24 protein-coding genes are annotated in these 25,001 nt (G+C 66.0%); 7 read left to right on the top strand and 17 right to left on the bottom strand.

The window, feature by feature from the left end; translation table 11 throughout:
• Window positions 1-2: 2 nt before the first annotated feature.
• A complete protein-coding gene (locus tag CWS39_RS12540) occupies window positions 3-812 on the top strand; it encodes an enoyl-CoA hydratase/isomerase family protein (RefSeq protein WP_102143241.1) in 810 nt (269 codons plus the stop codon).
• Between the two features lie 3 nt (window positions 813-815).
• Here the strand turns inward: CWS39_RS12540 and CWS39_RS12535 are convergent, their stop codons facing one another.
• The 5 genes from CWS39_RS12535 to CWS39_RS12515 form a co-directional block, all read right to left on the bottom strand.
• Window positions 816-1,652: a PaaI family thioesterase gene (locus CWS39_RS12535; protein WP_102143240.1), complete on the bottom strand. Its 837-nt coding sequence runs from the start codon at window positions 1,650-1,652 to the stop codon at window positions 816-818.
• Window positions 1,649-2,389 (bottom strand): FadR/GntR family transcriptional regulator, encoded by a 741-nt coding sequence (locus tag CWS39_RS12530; protein WP_102143239.1) that lies wholly within the window; start codon window positions 2,387-2,389, stop codon window positions 1,649-1,651. Before CWS39_RS12530 ends, CWS39_RS12535 begins: the two co-directional genes overlap by 4 nt.
• Window positions 2,390-2,493: 104 nt before the next feature.
• A complete protein-coding gene (locus CWS39_RS12525) occupies window positions 2,494-3,636 on the bottom strand; it encodes an acyl-CoA dehydrogenase family protein (RefSeq protein WP_102143238.1) in 1,143 nt (380 codons plus the stop codon).
• Window positions 3,637-3,649: 13 nt separating this feature from the next.
• The gene (locus CWS39_RS12520) at window positions 3,650-4,645 is read right to left on the bottom strand and encodes an acyl-CoA dehydrogenase family protein (RefSeq protein WP_233213481.1); all 996 of its coding nucleotides are present in this window, start codon (window positions 4,643-4,645) and stop codon (window positions 3,650-3,652) included.
• Between the two features lie 28 nt (window positions 4,646-4,673).
• On the bottom strand, window positions 4,674-5,879 hold the full coding sequence (locus tag CWS39_RS12515; protein WP_102143237.1) for an acyl-CoA dehydrogenase family protein: 1,206 nt from the start codon (window positions 5,877-5,879) through the stop codon (window positions 4,674-4,676).
• 114 nt (window positions 5,880-5,993) lie between these two features.
• Here CWS39_RS12515 and CWS39_RS12510 point away from each other — a divergent pair, with 114 nt between their 5' ends.
• The 3 genes from CWS39_RS12510 to CWS39_RS12500 are packed head-to-tail and all read left to right on the top strand — an operon-like array spanning window position 5,994 to window position 9,651.
• Window positions 5,994-7,496, top strand: a complete 1,503-nt coding sequence (locus CWS39_RS12510; RefSeq protein ID WP_102143236.1) for an aldehyde dehydrogenase family protein — start codon at window positions 5,994-5,996, stop codon at window positions 7,494-7,496.
• Window positions 7,493-8,704: a CaiB/BaiF CoA transferase family protein gene (locus CWS39_RS12505; RefSeq protein ID WP_102143235.1), complete on the top strand. Its 1,212-nt coding sequence runs from the start codon at window positions 7,493-7,495 to the stop codon at window positions 8,702-8,704. The genes CWS39_RS12510 and CWS39_RS12505 overlap by 4 nt, the downstream gene beginning before the upstream one ends.
• A complete protein-coding gene (locus CWS39_RS12500; protein ID WP_102143234.1) occupies window positions 8,704-9,651 on the top strand; it encodes a VOC family protein in 948 nt (315 codons plus the stop codon). The genes CWS39_RS12505 and CWS39_RS12500 overlap by 1 nt, the downstream gene beginning before the upstream one ends.
• A 17-nt stretch (window positions 9,652-9,668) precedes the next feature.
• Here CWS39_RS12500 and CWS39_RS12495 read toward each other — a convergent pair whose 3' ends face one another.
• From CWS39_RS12495 to CWS39_RS12475, 5 genes are read right to left on the bottom strand one after another with little or no spacing between them, the layout of a single operon-like run.
• A complete protein-coding gene (locus CWS39_RS12495) occupies window positions 9,669-10,592 on the bottom strand; it encodes an SDR family NAD(P)-dependent oxidoreductase (protein ID WP_102143233.1) in 924 nt (307 codons plus the stop codon).
• A 9-nt stretch (window positions 10,593-10,601) separates the two neighbouring features.
• On the bottom strand, window positions 10,602-11,792 hold the full coding sequence (locus CWS39_RS12490) for an acetyl-CoA hydrolase/transferase C-terminal domain-containing protein (RefSeq protein ID WP_102143232.1): 1,191 nt from the start codon (window positions 11,790-11,792) through the stop codon (window positions 10,602-10,604).
• Window positions 11,789-12,934 (bottom strand): acyl-CoA dehydrogenase family protein, encoded by a 1,146-nt coding sequence (locus tag CWS39_RS12485; RefSeq protein ID WP_102143231.1) that lies wholly within the window; start codon window positions 12,932-12,934, stop codon window positions 11,789-11,791. The genes CWS39_RS12490 and CWS39_RS12485 overlap by 4 nt, the downstream gene beginning before the upstream one ends.
• Before the next feature lies 1 nt (window position 12,935).
• On the bottom strand, window positions 12,936-13,163 hold the full coding sequence (locus CWS39_RS12480; protein WP_233213480.1) for a hypothetical protein: 228 nt from the start codon (window positions 13,161-13,163) through the stop codon (window positions 12,936-12,938).
• Window positions 13,164-13,180: 17 nt separating this feature from the next.
• Complete coding sequence (locus CWS39_RS12475) at window positions 13,181-14,332, bottom strand: amidohydrolase family protein (RefSeq protein ID WP_102143229.1); 1,152 nt, start codon at window positions 14,330-14,332, stop codon at window positions 13,181-13,183.
• Window positions 14,333-14,480: 148 nt separating this feature from the next.
• Between CWS39_RS12475 and CWS39_RS12470 the strand changes: the two genes are divergently transcribed.
• Window positions 14,481-15,290, top strand: a complete 810-nt coding sequence (locus CWS39_RS12470; protein WP_102143228.1) for an SDR family NAD(P)-dependent oxidoreductase — start codon at window positions 14,481-14,483, stop codon at window positions 15,288-15,290.
• 3 nt (window positions 15,291-15,293) lie between these two features.
• Complete coding sequence (locus tag CWS39_RS12465; RefSeq protein WP_102143227.1) at window positions 15,294-16,208, top strand: TIGR03619 family F420-dependent LLM class oxidoreductase; 915 nt, start codon at window positions 15,294-15,296, stop codon at window positions 16,206-16,208.
• A 131-nt stretch (window positions 16,209-16,339) separates the two neighbouring features.
• Here CWS39_RS12465 and CWS39_RS12460 read toward each other — a convergent pair whose 3' ends face one another.
• The 5 genes from CWS39_RS12460 to CWS39_RS12440 all read right to left on the bottom strand — a co-directional run bounded on the left by CWS39_RS12460 (window position 16,340) and on the right by CWS39_RS12440 (window position 21,057).
• On the bottom strand, window positions 16,340-17,932 hold the full coding sequence (locus CWS39_RS12460; RefSeq protein WP_233213479.1) for a transposase: 1,593 nt from the start codon (window positions 17,930-17,932) through the stop codon (window positions 16,340-16,342).
• 141 nt (window positions 17,933-18,073) lie between these two features.
• Window positions 18,074-18,622, bottom strand: a complete 549-nt coding sequence (locus CWS39_RS12455) for a nuclear transport factor 2 family protein (RefSeq protein WP_142386839.1) — start codon at window positions 18,620-18,622, stop codon at window positions 18,074-18,076.
• A 15-nt stretch (window positions 18,623-18,637) separates the two neighbouring features.
• The gene (locus CWS39_RS12450; protein ID WP_102143224.1) at window positions 18,638-19,246 is read right to left on the bottom strand and encodes a TetR/AcrR family transcriptional regulator; all 609 of its coding nucleotides are present in this window, start codon (window positions 19,244-19,246) and stop codon (window positions 18,638-18,640) included.
• Between the two features lie 3 nt (window positions 19,247-19,249).
• Entirely contained in the window at window positions 19,250-20,044 is a 795-nt protein-coding gene (locus tag CWS39_RS12445) for an SDR family oxidoreductase (RefSeq protein ID WP_102143223.1), read from the bottom strand.
• A 14-nt stretch (window positions 20,045-20,058) separates the two neighbouring features.
• On the bottom strand, window positions 20,059-21,057 hold the full coding sequence (locus tag CWS39_RS12440; RefSeq protein ID WP_142386838.1) for a DUF7064 domain-containing protein: 999 nt from the start codon (window positions 21,055-21,057) through the stop codon (window positions 20,059-20,061).
• Window positions 21,058-21,148: 91 nt separating this feature from the next.
• Between CWS39_RS12440 and CWS39_RS12435 the strand changes: the two genes are divergently transcribed.
• Entirely contained in the window at window positions 21,149-22,795 is a 1,647-nt protein-coding gene (locus CWS39_RS12435) for a PEP-utilizing enzyme (RefSeq protein ID WP_158240337.1), read from the top strand.
• Here CWS39_RS12435 and CWS39_RS12430 read toward each other — a convergent pair whose 3' ends face one another.
• Both CWS39_RS12430 and CWS39_RS12425 read right to left on the bottom strand, forming a co-directional pair.
• A complete protein-coding gene (locus tag CWS39_RS12430; RefSeq protein WP_102143220.1) occupies window positions 22,796-23,401 on the bottom strand; it encodes a MarR family transcriptional regulator in 606 nt (201 codons plus the stop codon). It lies immediately after the preceding gene.
• Window positions 23,398-24,939 (bottom strand): pyruvate, phosphate dikinase, encoded by a 1,542-nt coding sequence (locus CWS39_RS12425; protein WP_233213478.1) that lies wholly within the window; start codon window positions 24,937-24,939, stop codon window positions 23,398-23,400. Before CWS39_RS12425 ends, CWS39_RS12430 begins: the two co-directional genes overlap by 4 nt.
• Window positions 24,940-25,001 lie beyond the last annotated feature (62 nt).

The following is a 25,001-nucleotide window of genomic DNA, read 5'->3' as shown; positions in this document are numbered from 1 at the left end:
ACATGACTACTTCCGAAATCGCGACCCTGCCCGGATACGAGGAGTTCGCCCCGTGGCTGCTCGTCGAGAAGCGCGGCGGTGTGCATGTGGTGAGCATCAATCGTCCCGAGGCGTTCAACGCGGTCAACGAGGAAGTTCACCACGCGTTCGCCACCATCTGGCGTGTTCTGTCGGCAGACAACGACGTGAACGCAGTGGTGACAACCGGTGTGGGCAAGGCGTTTTCGGCTGGCGGCGACATGGTGATGTTCGGCAGGCTCATCGATGATCCGGTGGCGCGTCAGTTCCAGATCGCCGAGGCGCGCACGGTCTTCCTCGAGGTGATCAACTTTCCCAAGCCGCTGGTGTCCGCGGTCAACGGTCCTGCGGTCGGGCTAGGCTGCTCGATCGCGCTGCTGAGCGACTTCCTGGTGATGGGACAGAGCAGCTACCTGGCCGACCCGCACGTCGCAGTCGGACTGGTCGCCGGTGACGGCGGAGCCGCGATGCTTCCGCTGCTCATCGGGTTGATGAAGGCCAAGGAATACGTGCTGCTCGGTGACCGGATCACCGCGTCGGACGCCGAGAAACTCAACCTGGTCACCAAGGTCGCCGCGGACGACGCGGTGCTGGACGAGGCACTTGCGCTCGGTGAGCGACTTGCTGCACTGCCGCCGCAGGCGTTGCGCGCCAGCAAGATCGCGATGAACATGCATCTGTCTCGTGCCGCGCTTGGCGTGCTGGAGTACGCGCTGGCCGAGGAGTACACCTCGTTCAGCACGCCGGAGTTCAAGGAGCGGGTGGCGGCTTTTCGGGCTCGGTCGAAGAAGTAGGCGTCAGCGGTAAGCCGTCACCCTGGCGGTAAGCGCCACCCGGCCGTCGTCACCGATGGCCTGCGCGTCGGCGACCCCGGAGCTGCGGCCGACGCGCACCGGAGCGGCGACGTAGTGGGAGCTGCCGCCCGCGAAGAACGGGCGCAAAAAGTTGACCCGCAGCGACGCCGTATGCAGATGGGCCACGGATCGGTCGGAGTTCAGCACAGCCGACGCTGCCAATTCCAAACCGGCCGATGCCATGCCGCCGTGGATGATGCCGATGTCGTTGTTGAGGTCGGGATCGGGGTGCTGACGCAACACGACTGCGCCGTCCTCGCCGGTATCGATCTGCACCGCCATGAGATCCGCCAACGTCGGCGCCTCTACAAGCGACGTTCGCGGCGGTTGTTTGGCGGTAACGCCGTCCGCGGGAACGAACGCGGAACGCACTGTGCCGGTGCCGATCTCGGTGTCACCGCAGGTGAGCGTGCAGATCGACAGCGGCGCATTCCCGACCGAACCCACCGCGCGGGCGGTGGCCACCACAGGCGGGGCGCCCGCCTCCATAGCGTCGGTGACGTCGGCGCTGACCTCCAGCGAGAGTTCGCTCGACACCGTCCACCGATCCGTTTGGCGCCGATAGTGATTGACCACCCCGGCGGCGGCGTCTACAAGGATTGCCAGCGGCCCGACGGCGGGCGCGCCGGTGACCGGATTGCGCAAGCCCGAGATCGGCATCGACATCACGACCGTCGCGTCGGCGAGGCTCGCCGCAACAAACTCGATCCCGAACCGGATCTGTACCGCGGCGGGCGTCTCGATGTCGTGCTGAACTTCTCGCTCGTCTACCCCGGTCATTCGAGGAGGTCTACGACAGTGGACAATTCGGCACCCGACAACACGAATGCCTCGGCCTTCTGCAGATGCTTCTTCCACAGCTCGCCGGCCTTCTCCGCCTCGCCCGCTTTGATCATGTCCAACACCATGCGGTGCGTCTTCACCGAACGACTCACCGCCTGCGCGGCGCGAGTGCCCTCGGTCGGTTGCAACGACCGATTGGCCTTCTCCACGATGTGATGGAGCATGTCGCTGACGATCTGCAAAGTCTTGTTGCCCGACAGCCGGGCGATCGCGGCGTGAAAATCGGTGAGCTGGTCGACAGTGTCGCCGCCCGGTTGCAGCTCGGCTTCGCGTTCGACGATCTGCTCGAGCTCGGCGATCACTGCCGGATTGCGGTCCTTCGCGAGTTGGACAACCATCGGGGTCTCCAGGGTCACCCTGGCGTCGTAAACGTCCTTGAGAGTCACTCCCTCGTACTCGAGGATGAGCCCGGCGTAGCGGGCCAGTGTCTGACGTCGCGGCCGGGTGACCCGCGCGCCGCCGCGCACGCCGCGCTGCACCTCGATGAGCGACTCGGACTCCAGCACACGGAATGCTTCGCGCAGGGTCGGCCGGGACACCCCGAACCGCTCCATGAGCTCGGACTCGGGCGGCAGCATGGTGCCTTCGGGGATCTCGCCGCGGATGAACATCCTGCGCAGCACGGTGGCCACCCGATCGGCCATCTTCGGTTCCCGAAGGCTGGTGACCTCCATATCGACCTCCACGCTCCCTTGACGGAATCAACTAACTATTTGGCAGGTTAACCGAATCACCGCCCTTGGCCGGGAATTAAGCGCCTCGCAGTGACCAACGTCATCTAGAAACCCATGGCACGCCCCATCAGATCCTTCATGATTTCCGTGGTGCCGGCGTAGAGCCGCTGTACCCGCGAATCCCGCCACAGCCGGGCCACTTCGTACTCATTGATATAGCCGTACCCGCCGTGCAGCTGCAGGCAGCGGTCGATGATCTCCCACTGGACTTCCGAGGTCCACCACTTCAGCCCCGCCGCATCGGCGGCGGAGAGGGTGCCGTCGTTGACCGACAGCACGCACTGATCGAGATACGTCTGCGCGGCGTCGAGCTTGGTCTGCATCTCGGCCAGAAAGTGTCGGTTGACCTGGAATGTGCCGATCGGCTGTCCGAAGGCGGTGCGCTCCAGTGCGTATGCCTTCGTCAGCTCCAACGCCCGTCGCGCCGCAGGAAGCGCGTAACACGCGACGCCGACGCGCTCGCTGGGCAGGTTCGACACCAGGTGGTAGAAGCCGCGGTTGAGCTCGCCGACGAGATTTTCCTTGGGCACCCGGACGTCTTCGAAGAACAACTCGGCGGTGTCAGCGGAATACTGTCCGATCTTGTCGAGCTTGCGCCCGCGGGTAAAGCCCTCCATCCCGTCTTCGATCATCAAGAGGCTGATGCCCTTGTGACGCGCCGTCGGGTCGGTTTTGACGGCGGTGAGCACCAGATTGGAGAGCAGCCCGTTGCTGATGAACGTCTTCTGCCCGTTGACGACCCAGTGGTCGCCCTCGTCGCGTGCGGTGGTCTTGATGCCCGCCAGGTCGGAGCCGGCGGCGGGCTCAGACATCGCGATCGAACCGATCAGCTCACCGGAGATGAACCCGGGCAGCCAGCGTTGCTTCTGCTCCTCGGTGGTGAGGGTGTTCAGGTACGGCATCAAGATGTCGTTCTGCACGCCGAGACCGATGCCGACCGAGCCGGTCATGAACATCTCCTCGGAGATGATCTGGTTGAACCGGAAGTCTTTGACGCCGAGGCCGCCGTATTTCTCGTCGAACTCCCAGCCGATCAGCCCGTGTTCACCCGCGGCAAGCCATGCCTCGCGGCTCACCTTGCCGTCGCGTTCCCACTTCTCGATGTTCGGCACGCATTCGCGCTCGAAGAAGGCGCGCGCGGTGGCGCGGAAGTCGTCGTGCACTTCTTCGAATATGTTGCGCCGCATTCGTTTCCTCTCCTCAGCCCCAGTTGACGACCGCGGGCAGCGCACGGCCCGGCGCGTAGATCTCGAATAGTCTCTCGGCGAGCAGTCCCTCGAGCTGTTGGTGTGAACCACACAGCGAGTCGATCTGGAAGCCGCGGGTGACATAGCGGTGCAGATCGTGTTCGGCGGTCAACCCGATCGCGCCGCACACCTGCAGCGCGGCGTCTGCGATCGCCCGGTGCGCGCGGCCCGCGGATGCCTTCGCGGCCATCGCCGAGAGGCTTCCGCCGTATCGCCATGTCTCGTTCAACAGCGCGCGGGCGCCTTCCAGGCTTGCCGATGCATCAGCCAGCAGATGCCGTGGCGACTGGAATGAGCCTATGGGAGAACCGAATTGGACGCGGACGCGGACGTGCTCGACGGCGATACGCAATGCCTCGTCGGCCAGCGCGACCAGTTCGGTGGCCAGGGCGCGGTGCGCGGCGGCGATCGCGTGGCCCCACTCGGTCGACGCGTCGGTGAGATCGCCGGCCAGCGGTCCGCTCACCCGCGTCCAGAACACCGTCGGGTCGAACGTGTCGAGTCGTTCACCGAGCAACTGATCGCTGTCGACAACGCCGAGCGACACCGCGCCCATCGGGCCGGACGCCGGGACCGCGAGTCGCCCACCACTTGGCAATGGCCCCAACACGATTCCGGCCACCCGCTGGGCGTCGGAGCCCGGTGCGCAGCCGTCGGCCGCGTCGGGCAGCACGATGCCGTCGACGGGTCCGTCCAACAGCGGCTGCAGTTCGGCCAGCATCACGGCGCTGAGGCTGTCGGTGTGTGCCAGCGAGCGGCCCTGGGCGCGAAAGAGCAATTCGCACGCCTCGACCGGGTACTCCGCCTCGATGTCCGACCATCCCAGCTCGGCCAGCGCGGGACCGATCACGGTGTGCGCGTCTGCTCCCTTGCCTGCGATCTGGTCGAACAACCGGAACACGGCCTCCTCGACCATCGGCCACGTTTCGTCGGTCAACGGGTCGCTCATCTTGGCCCTCTGCTCTTCGCGCAAGCGCTCATCGTTTTTCCTTCGGGAGTCCCAGCAGGTGGTCGGCGATGATGCCGCGCTGCACCTCGGCGCTGCCGCCCATGATCGTCGCGGCGCGGGTGTACCACCACTTCGCCCGAATGGCGTCGAGCTCTCTGCCGTCAGCGCCCGCCCCGGCGATCAGCCACTCGCGGCGGGCGTCCATGATGAGGTCGTTGATGTCTCTTTCGGCCTTGGCGCACAGCAACTTGTCGACGCTGCTGTTCGGGCCGACGGCACGGCCCTCGGCGAGCGCGCGCACCGTAGTCGCGGCGCGTGCCTGCGCGGCCAGCACCGCAACGTAGAGCTGGGCGAACCGGCGTCTGTCCGCTGACGACGAGCCGTGCTCGGCCATTTCGGCGCGCAGCCAACTCAATTCGGTCAGCGCCGTCGTCAGTGAGGCGTAGCCGTACATTCCGCGCTCGTACTGCATCAGGTGCATCACCACACCCCAGCCGCCGTCGACCTCACCGAGCAGTCGCTCACGCGGCACCCGAACGTCATCGAAGAACACCTCGGCCAACTCGCGACGACCGCTGGCCAGTGCGATGGGGCGCACCGTGATGCCGGGGCTGTCCGCGTCCACCAGGAAGGTGCTCAACCCTCGGTGGCGGCTTTCCGGGGTGCCGGTGCGGACCAGGGCCAAAAACCTCGTGGCGGTGGGGCCCTGGCTGGTCCAGATCTTCTGCCCGTTCAGGATGAAGCCGCCCGCGCCGTCGTCGACGGCGCGGCTCCGCAGCCCCGCCAGATCGCTTCCTGATTCCGGCTCGGAGAAGCACTGTCCCCACCACTCGGCGCCGCGCAGGTAATTCGGCAGATACTGCGAGGCGAGTTCGGGCGCGTACTTGATCACGGCCGGGCCGAGCACCTCGAGCGTCCAATGCTGTTCGGGAACCGGCAGCATCGCCGCGGCGAGCTCCTCGAAGTACACCGCGCGGTGGATTTCGGTTCCTCCGTAGCCGCCTGCCAGTTCGGGCCAGCCGTAGCGGTTCCACCCGGCCTCGTACACGCGCGACAGCACGACGGCGTGGTACGCCAGCTCGTCTTCGGTGTTGTCAAATGACGAGTTGCGCCACTCCTCGGCCCAGTCGAGGTCACGCAGGTAGCGCCGGAAGTCCTCGCGGTAAGACGCGACGTCCGAGACATACTGCTGCTGGCGGCTGGCGTTCACGACGTCGTCGACAGGGGCTGACAACTGGCACGCCTTTCCTGGGTCGAGGGGCTGTACGGTCGGGGGTAGAATCCGCTAAACAATTATCTATAACAGGTACACTAACGCACGACCCCACCTTCGCCATAGGGAGCGCCAATGACGGCATCACCGGTCGCCGCAGCCACCGTCTCGTTCAACCCCGAATCCCGTCTCTACATCGACGGGCGATTGCGTGAATCGTCGACGGGAAAAACCGCCGACAACATCAACCCGGCCACCGAGGAAGTGCTCGGTGTGTGCACCGACGCCGGTGCCGAGGACATGGACGAGGCCATCGCCGCCGCACGACGCGCCTTCGACACCACCGACTGGTCGACCAACCACGAATTCCGCCAACACTGTCTCATGCAGCTGCACGACGCGCTGCAGGAGGAGAAAGAGGATGCGCGCGCCGAGCTGATCGCCGAGGCCGGCTCTCCGGTGGGAATGACCTACATCGCTCAACTGGACTGGCCCCTCGCCGACGCGGTCCGGTGGCCGGCGCAGTACATCTCGAAGTTCACCTGGGAACGTCAGCTGGACGTCGACGCGAAGATGGGCGAGCCCTACAACCGTGTGGTGGTCAAGGAGCCGATGGGCGTCGTCGGCGCGATCACGCCCTGGAACTTCCCGGTGGAGATCATCGCCAACAAGGTGGGGCAGGTGCTGGCCACCGGCAACACCATGGTGCTCAAGCCCGCCATCGAAACACCGTGGAGCGCACTGCGATGGGGCCGCATCATCGCCGAGAAGACCGACATCCCACCGGGAGTCGTCAATGTCGTCCCGGCGTCGGACAACGACGTGGCCCAGCGGCTGGTCACCGATCCGCGAGTCGACATGATCTCCTTCACCGGCTCGACCGCGGTGGGCGAGCTCATCGGGCGGCTGTCCGCGGCAACCATGAAGCGCAATCTCATGGAGCTGGGCGGCAAGTCGGTATACCTGCTGCTCGAGGACGCCGACCTGGCCAGCACGGTCCCCGGGTGCATCGGCGCCCTGATGCATTCGGGCCAGGGCTGCGCGCTGACCACCCGAATGTTGGTGCCCCGCAATCGTTACGACGAGGCCGTCGAGCTGGCCACCGCGACGTTCGCCTCGGTCACCGTCGGCGATCCAACCGACCCGGCCAACTTCTGCGGCCCGCTCATCTCGGCCAAGCAACGCGACCGCGTGCTGGGCTATATCGAGGTGGCCAAGGAGCAGGGCGCCAGGGTGACGGTCGGCGGCGGGAAGCCCGAGGGATTGGACCGCGGGTACTTCGTTGCGCCGACGGTTCTGGCCGACGTGGCACCCGACCACCGTGTCTTCCAGGAGGAGATCTTCGGTCCCATCATCACGATCACGCCCTACGACAATGGTGACGACGGTGCCGTCGAGATGGCCAACAACTCGGTCTACGGGCTGGCGGGCACCGTGCTGGGCTCCAACGAGCGTGCGATGGCCGTTGCCCGGCGAATTCGGACCGGGTCGGTGAACATCAATGGGGCCATCTTCTACGGCGCCGATGCGCCGTTCGGCGGCTACAAGATGAGCGGGATCGGCCGCCAGAACGGCATCGAGGGTTTCGAGCAGCACCTGCAGACGAAGGTCATCGCCTATCCCTTGGAGTCGGCGTGAGCGACATCCTGCGCGGAATCCGCGTCGTCGAACTGGCCGCCTGGACGTTCGTCCCGGCCGCCGGGGCGGTACTGGCAGACTGGGGTGCCGACGTCATCAAGATCGAGCACCCGGAGACCGGCGACCCCCAGCGAGGCCTGATCAGCTCGGGCATCGTCACCGGTGCGGGGGGAGTGAACCACTTCATCGAGCAGCCCAATCGTGGCAAGCGCAGCATCGGCCTGGACACCTCGACTCCCGAAGGGCTGGAGTTGTTGATGAAGCTGCTGGAGACCGCCGACGTCTTCGTCACGAACCTGCTGCCCGACTCGCGGAAGCGGATGGGGATCGACGTCGAGCAGGTGCGCGCGCGCAACCCGAAGATCATCTACGCCCGCGGGCACGGCTACGGCACCAAGGGTGATTTGGCTTCGCAGGGCGGCTTCGACTTGGCGGCGTACTGGGCCCGCGGCGGGATCGGCGAAGCATATGCGGCCGGCGACGGTTCGTATCCGCCAATCCAGCGGCCGGCATTCGGCGACTCCTACGGCGGGCTCGCCATTGCGGGCGGGATCGCCGCGGCGCTGCTGAAGCGGGAGCGCACCGGCGAGCCGTCCGTCGTGGATGTCTCTCTTCTCAACGCAGCGATATGGCAGTTGGGGCCCGATATCGTCGGCTCGGGCGTGACAGGCCAGGACATCCCGAAGTTCAACCTCGACGAGATGCCCAACCCCGTAGCCAGTATCTACAGGACCCGAGACGGCCGATTCATCGCGTTCGTGCTGTTGCAGGCCGACCGGTTCTGGGCGGACTTCTGCACCCGGCTGGGGCGGCCGGACCTGATCGACGATGAGCGGTTCGCCAACGCGATGGTGCGTTTCGAAAATCGCAAGGAGTGCATCGCGGAGATACGTAGTGCGTTTGCGGCGGAGGATCTTTCCCACTGGGAGAAGGCGTTCGCCGGATTCGACGGGGTGTGGGACGTCATGCGCACCGCCCACGAGCTGCACTCCGATCCGCAGGCGATCAAGAACGGTTATCTGCCCCGGGTGACGGATGCCAACAACAACGAGTTCGCGCTCGCCGCCAGCCCGGTGCAGTTCGATGAGACGCCGCTTTCGCTCTCGTGTGCGCCTGGTCACGGGGAGCACACCGACGCGCTCCTGGCCGAGCTGGGTTTCAACGAGGACCAGATCATCGATTTCAAAGTGAAGTCGGTCGTTCTGTAGTGGTGTCCGACGACCTTGCACGCCGCTTCCTGCACGTCAACTTGAATTGCGCGTCGCTGGACTCGACCGAAGACCTCTACGTGAGACAGCTGGGGCTCTCCGCGCGCATGCGGACCGATCCCAAGGTGCCAACCGATGGCTCGATCCTTGGTCTCGATGGCGAAACCTACTGCGCCACATCGTTTCTCTACGATTCGCGCGGTGGTCGAAGCGGTTGCGCGCTGGAGGCGATCGAGTACCACAGCCCAGCGCTGAAACGCGACGAAAGCACTGATCCGGCGCGCCCGGGCATCCGGTCGGCGTTGATGACCGTGGCCGACTTGGCAGGCACTGTCGCGAGATTGCGTGACGGCGGCGTCACGGTGGGCGACCCCGTCGACGGACTGATCTCCGGTGCAAAGTCGGTTCTCGCAATAGATCCCGACGGCGTTGTCGTAGAACTCGCGGAGATTCCCGGTGCCGATGCATCCGGCGGCGCTTTGTTCGGCGGAGTCCGTATCGCGGCGATCGATGCGGTAGCGACCGGCGAGTTCCTGACGGCGATCGGATTCGTCGAGGTGCAGGCGCCCACACTGGTCGACGTGTCCGGTGATCAATTGGTTCCGCGCGGGTCAGCCGACGCGGTGGAATGTGTGGTGTCGCGGTACGCGGTCCCCGAGGATGCCCATCAGTTCAGTCTCATGGTTGTGCAGCACCCCGGGACCCGCCACCAGGATCCCGTGCCTTGGGGCGGCAACCACCAGGGGCTCTACCGGTGTGCGATGCGGGTCGAGGACACGGACAAGGCACTGGCCGCAGTGCCGGATTCCGTTGAAGTGATGGGAGATCCGGTCTGGTGTCCGCTGCCCGGCACCAAGATCGAGGGCCTCTACATCGCTTTCCTGCGCTCACCCGACGGGGTCGTCTTCGAATTCGTCGAACGGCCACTGAAGTTCTTCAGCCGCTGAGTCTTCTGGCCGCGGTTCTAGGCAGTCGGCAGTGGGCCCGCCAGGCCGCGCGGTGACGTGCTGTACAGCCAGCTGACCGCTTGGCCGATTTCGGAGAACTGCAGCGACGCACCGTCTTTGGCGTGATACCGGGCCGGCGCCTCCGAGAAGCCCTCGATGCGGCTCAGCGTGTGCCCGTTGACGCGCAGGATCTGTCCGGTCAGCCACGACGACTCCGGCGACTGTAGCCACGCCACCACGTCCGAACTGCGGGCGGGGTCCAGCGCAGGGTCATCGGCCTTCTCGCCGCTAAAGAAGTCCTCACTGATACGGGTCACGGCCAGCGGCGAGATCGCGTTCACCGCAACCCCGTAACGACGCATCTCCATTGCGGTGACGACGGTGAGGTTGGCGATGGCGGCCTTGGCCGCACCGTAGGCGCTCTGGCCGACATTGCCCCACAGTCCCGCGCCCGACACCGTATTCACGATGCGCGCGTCGATCTGGTTGCCCGCCTTGGCCTGTGCGCGCCAGTACTGGCAAGCATGTCTCGTCACTGCGAATGTGCCCTTGAGATGCACGGCGATCACCGCGTCCCAGTCCGCCTCTGTGGCATTGGCCACCATCGCGTCGCGCACGATGCCTGCATTGTTCACCACACCGGTAAGAGTGCCGAATGTCTCGATGGCGGTGTTGATCATGTCGGCGACGTCGTCCCAGGATGCGACGGAACCGGTGTGGGCCACGGCCTTACCGCCCGCGGCCTCGATCTCGGCGACGACGTCGGCGGCGGGCCCTGCCCCGTCACCGGCCGTGCCGTCGCGACTCACACCCGGGTCGTTGACGATGACCGAGGCGCCCTGAGCGGACAGCGCCAGGCAGTGTCCGCGCCCGATGCCTCGCCCGCCGCCGGTGACCAAGACGACGCGTCCGGAAAGTGGTCCAGTCTCGGGTCTATTCACGGTGCTCCTCTATTCGAACAATGCGCTGATGAGTCGCCTGCGCTGCTCCCAGTCAGCGCCACGTAGGTCGGCATGTCCCGACTCGGTGACGATCAGGTCGATGTCATGGGCGGGGGTGGAAGCGGGCCGGCTGAGCGTGTCAACCAACGGTGAACGCCCGTTGACTGCCGTCGGGACGGCGATGATCGACAGACCGCCACGGCTCATCCGGGCCGCCGCGCAGTAGTCGGGATGCCCGCCGATACCCCCGACCACTTTCGCGCCGCGGCCTTCGACGTTGACCTGGCCGTACGGGTCGATCTCGATGGCGGTGTTGACAGCGACAAAGGGCTCACCGCGGGACAGCCGGGTGAGGTCGTGGGTGTAGTCGACGCCCCGCAGAATGGGCTTGCCGTCCGCCCAATCCCACAACTCGTGGGTGCCGAAAAGATAAGTGGCCGACGGCGTGTCGATCAGCATTCCGCGCTTGTCCAGGTCGACTACCGCGTCGGTGAGCATGCCGGTGTCGATGCGCAGCGGCACCCGCGTGCGTCGCAGCAATGCAGTTCCGAGTTGCCCGGGCCCGTACTGCAGCCGGGCGCCCTCGGGCACGAAGCGCAGCACCGCGTCCGCAAGTGCGTTGTGGACGGGTTGCGGGTCCTTCGGGGGGATTTGGGCCGGCCCTTCGTCGTTTCGTCCGGACACGTGGACCACCGCGGGATCCAGCGGTGGACCCGCGTCGGCGCAGGGCGCGGCGCCGTCGAGGACTGCGAGCACCGGCACGCCGGCGTCCGCAAGTCCTCGTTGCCAGGACACCTCGGTGCTGAACAGCAACCTCCCGTCCCGCTCGACGACGCGGGTAACCAGCACGTCGGGACGCAGGACTCCGGTCAGCAACGGGGGTATTGCGCTCAGCCGGGTGGGCACGAAACGTGCTGTCGGGCAGGCCAATGCGCTGCGCAGACCCCAACCTGGCATCAACGCGACAATCTCGGCGAACGCGTTGGGGTCGAGGCCGTCGAGCGGCGTGGGTACCCAGCCCAAGATCAGCCGCACCGAACCGATGTCGCGGGCGGCCGCGGAGATGACCGCCGACACCGGTGTGCCGTCATCGAGACAACGCAACGCGCCGACGCCGTCGCCGATCGCGACGGTGCCGCCTGGGCGCAGCTGATCTCGCAGCGCAGCGGCGAGCCCAGACTGGATGAAAGACGTTGTCAACGAGGCTCTTTGGGGAGACCGAGCACGCGCTCACCGAGGATGTTGCGCTGAATCTCGCTGGTGCCGCCGAGGATCGTCTGGGCGCGGCCGACCAGCATGTGGTGCACGAGCTCGTTGTCCGCAGGATCGGCGCAGGCATCGGTGCCGAGCACTTCGGTCGCCATATCGCCCAGGTCGCGGTCGGTCTCCGAGGTCATCAGCTTGAGCACGGAGAACGCCGCCGACGAGGTGTCGCCCGCGTCGATGGCGCGCTGCCACGTGTAGCGCAGCAGCCACATCCGCGTCCACAGCTTGGTCATCGAACGCGCCAATACCGGGTCGAGCAGATCGTGCTCCCGGGCCGCCTCGACCATCCGCTCGTGCAACCGGAACATCGCCACCGCCTGCGACCCCAGTGTCAGCCGCTCTCGGCCGAGCGTCATGATCGCGATCGCCCAGCCCTGGCCGACCTCGCCGATCAGCGCGTCGTCACCCACCTCGACGCCGTCGAGGAACACCTCGTTGAACTTGCTTTCGCCGTCCATCTGCGTCAGCGGCCGCACACTCACGCCGGGGGAGGCCATCGGGATGACAAACATCGACAGTCCGCGGTGCCTGTCGGCGTCCGTGCGGGCGAGCAGCAGTCCGTAGTCGGCGGAGTTCGCCGCCGAACTCCAGACCTTCTGCCCGCTGATCCGCCAGCCCGTCGCCGTCTTTTCCGCCTTGGTGCGCACGCTCGCGAGGTCGGAGCCGGCGCCGGGCTCGGAGAACAGCTGTGTCCAGATGTCGTCGCCGACCCGGATTCGTTCCAGGTAGCGCGACTTCTGCTCGTCGGTGCCGAACTTGATCAGCACCGGCCCGGCGAGGTCGATCGCGGTGATGGCGAGCTGACGTGGAACGCCGGCGCGCGCGCACTCCTCGGCGAAGATCGCCTGGAACGCGACCGACGCGTCGGCGCCGCCGTACTCGGCGGGCCAGTGCAGGCAGACGTATCCGTGTTCGGCCAGGTACTTGTGCCAGACCCGGCCGGGCGCCACGTCGGCGGCGGTCGGCGTCGGCCCGTAGTCGCGCAGACCTGACGGCCTGGGAGCATTTTCGAGGAATGCGCGGATCTGCGACCGAATCGCGGCAACGTCTTCGGTGCGTCGGGTGGCTACCGGCACATCACTTCCTGTCGCGATAGTTGGTGTACTCGTCGCGTATCGACTCCATGGCGTTGAGCCGCCGTTGCAGCAGCTGGATCTCCGGATCGTCGGTGCTCTTGGCCGTCAACTCGTCCAAGCGGGACCGGGTGTGACCGATTTCGTCGACGAGGCGTTCGCGGGCCTCGTCCTTGGTCAACAGATCCTGATCAGTCCAGTCCGAGACCGGCAGCTGTTCGATCCGGTCCATACGGTCCTCTCCCTCGCTCATGCCGCCCGCGGGAAGTTGTAGAACTTGCGGGTGTTGAGCTCGACGATCTTGTGCACCTCGTCGTCGGGTACGTCCTTGAACGTCTCGGCGGCACGCTCCCGGCTCTTCGGCCAGTACGAGTCGGAGTGGGGGTAGTCGCATTCCCAGGTGATGTTGTCGATCCCGATGACGTGGCGGTTGTCGACGCCGAAGTCGTCCTCGATGAAGCAACCGTGGATGTGCTTCTTGAACAGGTAGCTCGGCGGGTGGTCCTGGTTGATGTTGTTGTAGAAGCGGTGCTTGCGCCAGACGCTGTCGGCGCGTTCGAGGATGTAGGGAATCCAGCCGATGCCGCCTTCGGACAACCCGATCTTGAGGTTGGGGTGCCGGTAGAGGGTGTTGGAGAACAGCCAGTCGGTCATCGCGGTCATCGACATGGTGCCCATCAGGGTGATGAACACCGCGAACGGGGCGTCCGGAGCGATCGGTGGTGGGAAGCCGCCGGACCCGAAGTGCTGGGCCAGCACGAGGCCGGTCTCCTCCATCGCCGACAGCAGCGGATCCCAGTGATCGGAGTGCACCGACGGAAGCCCCAGCTTGTCCGGCAGGTCCGGGAAGGTCACGACCTTCGCGCCTTTGGCAGCGACGCGGTAGACCTCCTTGACACTGGCGTCGAGGTCCCAGAACGGCAGCATCGCTACCGGGATGAACCGGTCTGGGGCGGTGGCCGCCCACTCGTCGAGATGGAAGTCGTTCCATGCCTGCGAACACAGCTTGGCCAGTTCCTTGTCCTCGCCCTCGGCGAACACCGCACCGGCGAAACGCGGGAAGGACGGGAAGCACGTCATCGCCTTGACCCCGTCGATGTCCATGTCGGCGACCCGGGCCTTGGGGTCGTAGCAGCCGGGGATCATGTCGTCGTAGCGCACCGGCTCGATGCCGTACTCCTCAGGCGGCTTGCCGGCGACCGCATTCAAGCCGATGTAGGGATAGATACGGCCTTCGTACTCCCAGACCTGGCACATCTGGCCGTTGTCGGGACGCTCCCACTCGATGATCTTCGGCCCGGCCTCCAAGTACTTCTTGGGCAGCCGGTCGCTCCACACCTTCGGGTGCTCGATCAGATGGTCGTCGACGGAAATCAGGTCCATCCATGGCTGCAACGGCACTGGTGCCTCCCTCAGAGAGCTAAACAGAAAAACATTTAGTTATTTTGTTAGAGTAGCCACCGACGACCGCTGCGGCAAGCACGCGGTCCGTCGGCCCGCTGTAGATAGAAAGGCAGTCACGCGTGATCGGTTCCGACGGACGGCGATCATGAACTTCGATCTCGAGGGCAAGCGGGCACTCGTGACCGGAAGCAGTTCCGGCATCGGGGCGGGAATTGCCGGCACTCTCGCTGCCGAAGGAGTGTCGGTGGTTGTACACGGCCGCAACGCAGAACGGGCTGTGGCGGTGGCCGAGCGCATCAGGAGCGAGGGCGGGCAGGCTGCCACGGCGGTGGGCGATCTGGCCACCGAAGACGGGGCGGACGGTGTGGCCCACGCCGCGGTTGAGGCTTTCGGAGGCATCGACATTCTGGTCAACAACGCCGGCGGAACGTCGGAGACCGGTACGCAGTCGTGGTTCGCACTTCCCGTATCGGAGTGGGGGGTCACCTACCAACGCAATGTGCTGTCGGCGGGGTATCTCATTCACGCGCTGGTGCCGGCGATGAAGGAGAACGGCTGGGGCCGCGTCATTCAGATCGCATCCGCGGCAGGAATCATTCCGACCTCGGGCCAACCGGATTACGGACCGTCGAAAGCAGCGATGATCAACATGTCGATGGGGTTGTCAAAAGCGTTGGCCGGCACCGGCGTCACGGTGAACACCGTGATGCCCGGGATGATCATGACCGATGGGCTGCGCGACTTCCTGCGGATCTTCGCGCAACGCCGCGGCTGGGGCGAGGACCTCGACCGGGCCGCGGAATACGTGCTGAAAGGGACTGGCCAGACCGTCCATCGGATCGGCCAAGTCAGCGATGTCGCCTATGCCGTGGCGGTACTTGCAAGTCCGAAAGCGGAGTTCTTCAACGGCATGAACCTCCACATCGACGGCGGCGCAACCGGATCGATCTACTGACCCATGAAGTTCACAGTCGAGTACCCCAGCGACGTTCCGACTGCCAGCCGGGAGTTCCGCGACCCCGGCGTCATGCGCGCTCTCGCAAGTCGCGTCGAAGCGCTTGGCTTCGACGCCATCGCGCTTGCTGACCACCCGGCGCCGTCGGCGAAGTGGCGGCGCTCGGGCGGCCACGACACGTTCGACCCGACGGTGGCACTGGCCTTCTTCGCTGCTGCCACCACCGCGATGAGGCTCATGACGCACCTGTATGTGCTGCCGTTCCGCAATCCCTACCTGGCCGCGAAAACGCTCACCTCGTTGGACATCGTTTCCGGCGGACGATTGATTGCCGGGGTAGGCGCCGGCTACCTGCGCTCTGAATTCTCCGCTCTCGGAGTCGATTTCGACAGTCGCGCAGAACTCTTCGAAGAGTCGCTTGGTGCGTTGCGCCGGATCTGGACCCATCCCGAGCAACCGGTCAGCGGGTCGCATTTCGCGGCCACCGGAGAGATGAATCTCGACACACCCGTCCAGAAGCCCCATCCACCACTGTGGATCGGTGGCAACAGCGTGGCGACGATGCGACGCGTCGTCGAACACGGCAGCGGCTGGAGTGTGGTGGTTGCACCCGCGACCGTGGCGTCATCGGTGCGTACCGCGGCCATCGAAGGAGTGGACGACTTCTCCCGAGCGGTCGACAAGCTCCGTACCCTACTGGCCGCGGCCGGCCGCGACCCGGGCGGTGTCGAAATCCAAGTCGCCGCACCGACAGTCGACTTCGACGACTCCGCTGCCGTGGCCGCTCTCGACGACTACGTGATGGGCATGACCCGCGCCGGCGCCACCTGGATCCTCGCTCATGTCGACGCCACCTCGGCGTCCGCGGCCGAGAAGTACCTGACGCGCTTCGCGGACCATTTCGGTGTGGCCGGTTAGCGATTCACGTTCCTTGGCAGCGGTCATGTGGCCCTAACGGGTTGATCGCACGCACCTGGTGGGTGTCGCGATTTGTGAGTGGTGGCCGGTTAGGCATGGTGAGCGCTGACAGCTGTGGGGCAATCGGGGGTTTACCCCGTGGCGAGCGCTCTGTGGTGGAGTCGGGTGAGGTTGAGTACCGCGGCGGCTAGGTGCAGTTCGGCGTTTACGGCGTGCATGCCTCGGCGGGCGAAGCGGCGTAAGCCGATTCGGTCTTTGAGGTGTCCGATGACGGGTTCCACGGTGGCTGATCGGCGTTTGTATTTCTCGGCGTTTTCGGGTTGGCGCATCTTGTGGCGCATCGCATCCAGTGGCGACAGATCCGGCGGTGGCGGCCCGTGGGCCGGGTTGTGTTTGGCGCCGTGGTGGACCTCGCGGCATTTGCCGGGGGCGATCAGCCTTGGCGGGTCCTCGCTGGTGAGGTTGTCTTCGGTGAAGTAGCCGTTATCGGCCAACGCCAAGCCGATCGTCTTACCCAGCGCCTCGGTCTGGGTGGTGGCCGCGGCCAGCGCGGGTGTGAAGCAGTTGGTGTCGTTGGCGTCTTGGGAGACGTGCACGCCGATCACGAGGTGGTCGTCAGAGGACACGATCTGGCTGTTGTAGCCCTGCACGATTCCGCCGCCGGAGCCTTCGGTCATCAACCGGGCCTGGGGGTCGGTCAGGTTGACCACCACCGCGCCGCCACGCTGGGCGCGGCGGGCATCTTTGTAGGCGCGTATCCGCGCCGCGGAGCCCCGCCGATCTGCCAACCCCGCGGCCTGCTCGGCGCGTGCCTGCTCCAGCGCAGCCTGCCAGCGCTTGAGGATCCTACGTAAATCTTTGCGCCGCTCGGTGATTGGCTTACCGCCCCCGTCGCCCAGCTCAGCCAGCCGCTGCTGGTCACGGGTGATCCTGAGCTCATAGAGACGCACCTTGTCGATGCCCGCCGGCGGCGGACCGGTCGGCACTTCACCGGCCTCGGTCCGGCGCAGGTAGTCCTGTTGGCGGGCCGCATCAGCGGCGTCAGCTTCGTCGTGGCGGGCGTCTTGGCGAGCGATCTCTTCCATAGCTTTCTTGATCGCGGCGGCCCGACCTGCCTTCGTGCCCAACTGCGGCGGCGGTGACTGGGGACCGCCGGCGGCGTCCTCGGCGGCGTCCTCGGCGGCGTCAACGTCGGCTGCCTCACGCACCGCGTCGGCGGCGATACGGCGGGCCTGCTCGCGCACCCAGTCCTGGGAGCGGTTGGCCGATTTGGCCGCGTTGGCCGCGATCTTGGTGCCGTCAATGGAGATCACCCCTACCGACACCATCCCGGCTTCCGCGCACAGGCGCAGCACCTGGGCGAACACCTCGACAAACGCCCGGTCGTGGGCGGCGCGGAACCGGGCGATCGTGCTGTGATCCGGCGGGTCCTGCGCGCACACCACCCGATAGGCCACATGATCGGTGCACAGCTGTTCAATGCGGCGCGAGGACCGCTCCCCGCAGGCATAGGCATAGATCATCAACGCCAACAACATGTCGGGGTCATAGCCGGCGCGGCCGACCCCACCAGTGCGGCGGGTGGCGTGAAACTCCGACGTATCAAGGCGATCCACGACGTCGAGGACAAACCACACCAGATGCGAACCAGGCAGCCAGTCCGTCATATTCGGCGGCAGTAGGAACTCCTGATCACGCTGCACCAGACGATACGAACGAGCCATACCTCATCGTTTCGCGAGCGACACTCAAGACCAAGCACCGCGACCGGCATTTCGCAACAGCCACCTGGTGCGAGTAATCAACCCGTTAAGCACGCCGAGCCCGGCGCGCAGGATTATAAGCTCAGTCTCGGCGCAAGCGATTCACGTTCGCAGGCCGCGCGGAAACGCGGTGAAGAACGCGTATGACGGATCGTCGGCGCCCATTGTTCCCGCAGCGAGGCCCCTGGTGATGGATTCGTCGCGCAGCTTCGCCGGAACGGTCATGTCCTGCGCCCAGTCGATGACGCACTTGCGGTGGGCGAACTTCCACTGCCCTTCGCTCTTGGAATAGCGATCGAGATAGCGCCCACCCGTGATCAAGAGATACGCGCCATCCTCTTTCTCAAAGCGGTGATACGCGATGATGTAGGCCTCGCCCTCCGCGCTTTCCGGCCCGGTGACCCGGATCAGATGATTCGTGATGTTGTGTTGGATCGCCGCCAGTTGGGCCGTCATCATCTCGATCGAGTCGAGGAACTCCTGCGCCGTGTTGGTGGTGTTGAAGCCGTGTTCGTCAAGTGCGCCCGTCTGGTAGAGGCTGCGGGCGAGCGCGACGTCGCCGCGGTCGACGGCGTGGCAAAACTGCAGGACGAGGTCTCGGATCGCGTCCTTGGCGACGAGCGTGTCGGTGTCAATGTTGGCCGTCGTCATGGTGTTTGACACTCCTTATCGCGGACGTGGCAGTGCGGCGGTGATCGGCATCCGGTCTTCGACCTGACGCCACCGATATTGGGCATCCTCGACGGAGCAGTCGAGCAGGTCGGTCAGGGCCGAGCCGAGGATCACCGGGCCAAACGTCACGACCAACAGCATGGCCGCAACAGTGCGCAGTTCCTCCGGCGCCTCGGCCAGGTCCGCGGGCGCCTTTTCGCGCAAGTGCTCGGTGGTCTGATCGACGGCTTCGGAGAACCATCGCTTGGCATTCGGCGTGGCCTCGATCAAGATGCGGCGAATGTAGGCCGCCAGCTTCGGGTTTCCCGACATCAGGTCGTCGAAGGCGACGAGTTCCGGTCGGGCGGCGTCGACGCGGGCGCCGCCTGTCGCCGCGCTCGCGGCGTCGACGAGCCGGGCCGTCACCCAGGTGCGCACATCGTCGGCCAACTCGGCCTTCGTCTTGTAGTGGTGCTGCACCACGCCGACGGATACGCCGGCGTGCGCGGCCACCTGGCGGATTGTGGTGGCGTCCAGCCCTTGCTCGCCGACAAGGTCCAGCGCTGCGGCGCGCACACGCGCCTTGGTGGTCAGGTCGCTTTCGTCGATGCCTGGGTTCGCCATGGGTTAGAAGGCGCTGCGGTGCGAGCCGCCGTCGACGTTGATGAACTCGCCGTTGATGTACCCGCCAAGCTCGGAGGCCAGGTACACCACCAGGCTGGCTTCCTCTTCCGGACGCCCCACACGGCCGGCGGGGATGTCGGCGGTCACGCCGCTGAGCACCTGCTCGGCGGTGATACCACGTTCGGCCGCAACCTTGTTGACGTATTCATGCATGCGCTCGGTTCCGATCCAGCCGGTCGCGACGGTGTTGACGGTGATGCCGTAGCTACCGAGTTCGTTGGCCATCGACTTGTTCAGCCCGACCGCCGCCGCGCGGGTGCTGTTGGCCAGCATGTGCCGCAGGCCCGGTGGTGGTTCCTTGGCCGCGCCGGATCCGACGTTGACCAGGCGACCCCACCGCTGCTGCTTCATGTGCGGCAGGCAGGCCCGCGCCATGTACACCAGGCTGATCGTCATGCTCTTGAACGCGTCGATGAGGTTCTCGTCCGTCAGGTCATCGAACGTGGCCGGGCCGGGACCGTGCACGTTCGACACCGCGATGTCGGGAGGCCCGAACGCCTCGGTGGTCTCGGCCACGGCGCGAATCACGTCGGCCTCCAGCGTCAGGTCGGCCGACACGCCGATGGCCTCGCCGCCGCTGGCCCGAATGGCGGCCACGGTTTCGTCGATAGCCTCCTTGCCCCGCGCGACGACGGCGACCTTGCAACCTTCCTGCGCGAACATCTCGGCGGCCTTACGGCCGACGCCACGGCTTGCCCCGGAGACGAGCGCGACCTTGCCGGCGATACCCAAATCCATTGTCAGCTCTCCATTTATTGTGTCGGTGCGTTGCCGATAGGTAGGTCTGCGCCCATCGCGAACTGTCCGTCGCGGACTCGGTCGCGATATAGGCTGAACGACCAGGCGTCTTGGTCCTGGCCGTAGAACGAGACGCCGCGGTCGTCGCCGTGGCCCTCCCAGTGCATCGCGGTGACCCACGAGAACAGGTTGGGGCGGGCGTGGAACGGCGCGCCGTTGACCGCTTCACCGGTGACCTCGAGCCGCCGGCCTTCTTCGTCAATCCCGGTGACCCGCACGACTTCCGGGCGACCGGAGGGGTGCCTGCGCACCACCTCGCGTGAGGCCGTCTGCAGATGGCGGACCTGTCCGCCGATCACTAAAACGCCGCCGACGCAGGCATAGTCGGTCTCCGACGCGCCAGCGCACATGAGGTGCCACGCGAATTCGGGCGACGCGACGCCCAGCGTCGTCGTGGCGTATCCCATCCCGTCGCCGAGATCCGGGCGTGGGCCCCACGACCGGTCCCGCCCGACGTACGAGTCGACGACGTGGCGTTGCCCGTCGATCTGCAGCCAGCCGCGAGCGTGCCCGAGTTGGTCGTAGTGGCCCTTGCCCAGGAACCGCAGATCGTGCTTGAGCACCTCATAGGGCGGCGCGATGCCCTCCCACGTGACGTTGAACGACACCTTCTGCCGCAGAGACGACGGAGAGGTGTAGCGCAGGCGGTACCGCATCAGCGGCTCGAGACATTCGACGCTGACACCGTTGGCGAAGCTCACGTTCGGCAGCGCGCCATCGGGCATCGGCAGCTGTTGCTGCCAGTCGTAGAGCCGCATCTCGAACGGGGATGTGGCGAACCCCTCCCACACCGCGACGCCGCACGCCGAGATGCCCAGGTTTGCCCGCAACCAGGGGTAGACGATGCACGACAGCCCGGATTCGGGTGCGTCGAAGTTGAAGTAGTAGGTCTCCGACCACCAGAAGTCATCCGACACCGGGGCATGCATCGCGTCGTCGGCTGGGGTGATCACCACCCGACTTTCGCACCATCGACCGCGTGTGTCAATGCTAATGTATCGAAAACCATACAAATACATCGTAGCAGCGTATGCTCTCATCGACGTGGCTGAGGAAAGGACGACGATGGCCCATCGCGACCTGCTGGCCGACCAAGACAATCCCGTGCACGGGGTCAGCGCCCCCGACGCCTTCTGGAGCTCGTCGAACATCGGCGAGGCGATGCCGGGCGTCATGACGCCATTGAGTTGGTCGATCTGGAGCACGCCCGCCGAATGCAGCATGCGCGAGCCCTTCGTGTCGATGGGGGTGCTGCCCCGCAAGGAACGCGGCGTGCCCGCCGACCCGACGGAGCGGACTGTCAACATCTTCTTCGGCAGGGTCGCCGGACGCGTGGATTTCCTGACCCGGATGGGTGATTCGCTGCCGGGGACCACCGGCGCGCGACTGGCCGAGCGCATCTACGGCATCGTGCCGCCGAACTACCGACCGCACCGCCGACGTCGGCGCTATCCGCTGATTGCGGTCCGCTCCACGACCGCCTTCCTGACCCTGCCCCGAAAGCTGCGCGCCAATCAACGTGAGACGGACCGGTGGTGGCGCAACCGCATCGGCGCGGTGGCCACGATGACCTACGACGAGGTCGTCGCACAGCTGGCCGAGGCGCGAGAGCGCTTCCTGCGCAGCGTGATTCTCGACGGCCAGGCGGTGGCGTGCGTCGTACAGCCCGCGTTCGAAGCGCTGTCGGCCTTGATCGAGCACACCGGCGTCGGCGACCTCACCGCACTGACGAGCGGCTACGGCGATCACGCCGAAACCGCGATGGTCCATGACCTTTGGGCCGCATCGCGTGGCCGGCTCGCCGAGGAGGAGGTGGTAGCCCGGCACGGCTACCACGGCCCGAGCGAGGGAGAGCTGTCGGGCCGCGTCTGGCGGGAGGACGCGGCTCCGTTGCGCAGCGCGCTCACCGGATGGGCCGCTGTCTCCGAGGAATCCGATCCGCTGATCGTCGAGCAGCGCAAGCGCCGCGAACGCGAAGACCTGGAGAACCGGCTCGTCGCCAGCCTGCCCACCTGGCAGCGGCCCGTTGCACACCTGGTGCTTTGGATGGCCGAGCGCGGAACACCGATGCGTGGCGTCGCCAAAGCGGCGTTTCTGCAGTCACTGGACATGGCGCGGGCGTGCGCGCGGAGGATCGGTGTCCTGCTCGCCGAGCGTGGCCTGCTCGCCGATCCCGAAGATGTGTTCTTCCTGACGGTCGACGAGATCACGGCGCAACGGTTCGACGACCTGACCGCGCTGGTGGCCCGACGCCGGCAGCGCCATGAGCAGTACCGCGCGATGGCTCTTCCGGAGACGTGGCAGGGCATGCCCACACCGCGCGAGCACGTCTCGACCGACGGCGTCACCGAGTTGCAGGGTGTCGGAGCGAGCGCTGGCGTGGTGGAAGGCAGAGTGCGGGTGATCCTCGACCCGGCGGATCCGGACGCCGAGGTGGAGCCTGGTGAAATCCTGGTCACTCGGATGACCGACCCGAGCTGGGCGTCGTTGATGTTCTTGTCCAGCGCTCTGGTGGTCGACATCGGCGGGACGTTCAACCACGCCGCAATCATCGCCGGCGAGTTGGGAATTCCCTGCATCGTCAACACCAAGGACGGCTCCCGTGCGCTGCACACGGGCGACTATTGCCGCATCGACGGGAGCACCGGGACCGTCAAGATCCTGGAGCGCGCGCAGTCCCCGAAAGGCTGATCAACCATGGCCGGCCCGCGCCTCGTCCTCGCGCGTGAGCCCGGCGGCGCCGATCAGTTCCTCGTGCAGTTCGAACCAGACGGTGTGATACGAGTCGATGATCGGGCGGGTCAGCCAGGCGGTATCCCCTGAATGGACTTTATCCAGCGCGGCACGCAGCTTGTCTGCGTAGGCGGCCAGGCGCGGGAGTTGCGTTGCGGCCGTGGTGATTACGGGCATCACCTGCTCGTGCACACGATCCAGGCGCGCGAGCACCGCGACGTCGTAGTCTGCATCGTCGTGGGTGTTCGGCGATCCGTCTTTGAGCTGCCAATCTGACACCAGTTCCTTGAAAGCGGCGTTCACACTGCGGAAGTCGTCGTATGCGGAGGCGAGGGCGTCCTGGTCGATTCCGGCGCGTTCGGCGGCCAGCAGCTCGCGCAGCCGCTCACGTCCCGCCTCGGTGAGGCGCAGCGACTTGCCCGCCAGCAGGAGACCGGACTCGGTCAGCGAATCCACCACACGTGTCATGGCGGCAGGGTCCTCGCCGATCGTCTGCGCCAATGCGTCGGTATCGGCGATCCGGCCCTTCAGGCGAACCCCTTGGAGGACTTGCAATTCGGTCACGGCGTGTCACCCTCCTGTGTTCGCTGGATCGCGGTCAGCATGGTGACCAAGGGCGTGTCGCCGGGCGCGCCCGCCCGCAAGGCGCTGTGCCGGTAAGCGATCTCGGTCAGTTCCTTCAGATCGGGGGAGTCGTCCTCTGACCACGCGGTCAGCTCCAGAACGCCTTCGCGGACTTCACCTTCGTTCCCGTCGACGGTGATCAGCTTTCCGTCGAGTGCTTCGGCCACGCCGCGTCCGCAGCCGACCACAGACGGGCGGCCGAGCTCGCGGCTGACGACCGCTGCATGGCTGGTGGCGCCGCCCGTCTCGGTCACGATGCCACGAGCCGCGAGCATGCCGGCCACGTCATCGGGGCTCGTCGCCGTCCTGACCAGGATCACGTCCTCATCACGCTCAGCGGCATCGATCGCCTCGTCGACGTCGGTATATGCCCTGCCTGTCGCCACGCCGGGCGAGGCGGCCAGACCGGACGCCAAAAGCGTCGCCGCTAAACGTGTTTCGGGCTGCAGCGCCGGCATCAACAGCGTGCGGACGTCGTCTGGGGTGACGCGCGAGAGCGCCTGGACGTCGTCGATCAATCCCTCGCGTCGGAAGGCGAGGGCGAGGCGAACCGCGGCCTGTGCGGAGCGTTTAGCCCTGCGGGTCTGCAGCAGCCAGAGCTTGCTGTCCTCGACGGTGAACTCGATGTCCTGCACGTCGCGGGTCAGCTCTTCCAGTGATCGCGCCGCGCGCATCAGCTCGTCGTACACCGACGGGAGCTGTTGTGCCAGCGCCGAGATCGGTTCGACGTCGACTGTGCCGGAGACGACGTCTTCGCCTTGCCCGCCGGCGAGCCATTCACCGAAGGGGGTGTTTGCGCCCGTTCGGGGATCACGGGTGAACAGCACACCCGTGCCCGATTTGGTGTCGCGGTTGCCGAACACCATGGCCTGGACCACCACGGCAGTACCGGCAATGTCGTTGAGACCGTGGTGACGCCGGTAGGTGACGGCGCGGTCGCCGTTCCACGACTTGAACACAGCTTGGATCGCATCCCGCAGTTGCCGATGTGGATCGTCGGGGACGTCTGCGTGGTCGTCGGCAAGCACGATGCTGCGATACATCCGGCGGAACCGCTCATGGGTATCGCGCGCGAACGATTCGCTGAATTCCTGCGCCATCGCCTTTTCGACGGCGTCGTTGATGCCGAGGTTGAGGACCGTGTCGAGCATGCCGGGCATGGACTGGGCCGCACCGCTGCGCACGCTGACCAGAAGCGGCCGCGGCCCCGCGCCAAACGTGCGTGACGTCTCATCCTCGAGTCGGCCGATCTCCGCGAGCACGTCCGGCCAGATCGCTTCCATCGTGGCGACCGGATCGTCGAACCAGCGTGCGCACGCATTGGTGCTCACGCAGAACGCGGGCGGAACCGGAAGACCATGCGCCCGCATTGCGTTGACGCCGAACCCCTTGTTGCCGACGACTTCCCGCGACAGCGCGGCGGAGCCGTCCAAGGGAATGACATCGGGGATGCGGCCCGCCGCAGATCTGCTGATCACCGTGCCCGCCTACGATGCGACTGTATCATTAAACAATACAAACACATCGTCAGCGAAACAGG

Source organism: Mycobacterium hubeiense, assembly GCF_002838065.1.
GTDB lineage: Bacteria > Actinomycetota > Actinomycetes > Mycobacteriales > Mycobacteriaceae > Mycobacterium > Mycobacterium hubeiense.
The sequence above is the reverse complement of the archived record's forward strand: the minus strand, read 5'-3'. Positions and strand labels throughout refer to the sequence as shown.

Coding starts and splice junctions, on each gene's coding strand:
- CWS39_RS12525 (WP_102143238.1), bottom strand. CDS start 3,636: ATGCGGCGCAACATATTCGAAGAAGTGCACGACGACTTCCGCGCCACC.
- CWS39_RS12445 (WP_102143223.1), bottom strand. CDS start 20,044: ATGGATTTGGGTATCGCCGGCAAGGTCGCGCTCGTCTCCGGGGCAAGC.
- CWS39_RS12455 (WP_142386839.1), bottom strand. CDS start 18,622: ATGACGACGGCCAACATTGACACCGACACGCTCGTCGCCAAGGACGCG.
- CWS39_RS12520 (WP_233213481.1), bottom strand. CDS start 4,645: ATGAGCGACCCGTTGACCGACGAAACGTGGCCGATGGTCGAGGAGGCC.
- CWS39_RS12530 (WP_102143239.1), bottom strand. CDS start 2,389: ATGGAGGTCACCAGCCTTCGGGAACCGAAGATGGCCGATCGGGTGGCC.
- CWS39_RS12510 (WP_102143236.1), top strand. CDS start 5,994: ATGACGGCATCACCGGTCGCCGCAGCCACCGTCTCGTTCAACCCCGAA.
- CWS39_RS12460 (WP_233213479.1), bottom strand. CDS start 17,932: ATGGCTCGTTCGTATCGTCTGGTGCAGCGTGATCAGGAGTTCCTACTG.
- CWS39_RS12480 (WP_233213480.1), bottom strand. CDS start 13,163: ATGGACCGGATCGAACAGCTGCCGGTCTCGGACTGGACTGATCAGGAT.
- CWS39_RS12465 (WP_102143227.1), top strand. CDS start 15,294: ATGAAGTTCACAGTCGAGTACCCCAGCGACGTTCCGACTGCCAGCCGG.
- CWS39_RS12540 (WP_102143241.1), top strand. CDS start 3: ATGACTACTTCCGAAATCGCGACCCTGCCCGGATACGAGGAGTTCGCC.
- CWS39_RS12535 (WP_102143240.1), bottom strand. CDS start 1,652: ATGACCGGGGTAGACGAGCGAGAAGTTCAGCACGACATCGAGACGCCC.
- CWS39_RS12450 (WP_102143224.1), bottom strand. CDS start 19,246: ATGGCGAACCCAGGCATCGACGAAAGCGACCTGACCACCAAGGCGCGT.
- CWS39_RS12470 (WP_102143228.1), top strand. CDS start 14,481: ATGAACTTCGATCTCGAGGGCAAGCGGGCACTCGTGACCGGAAGCAGT.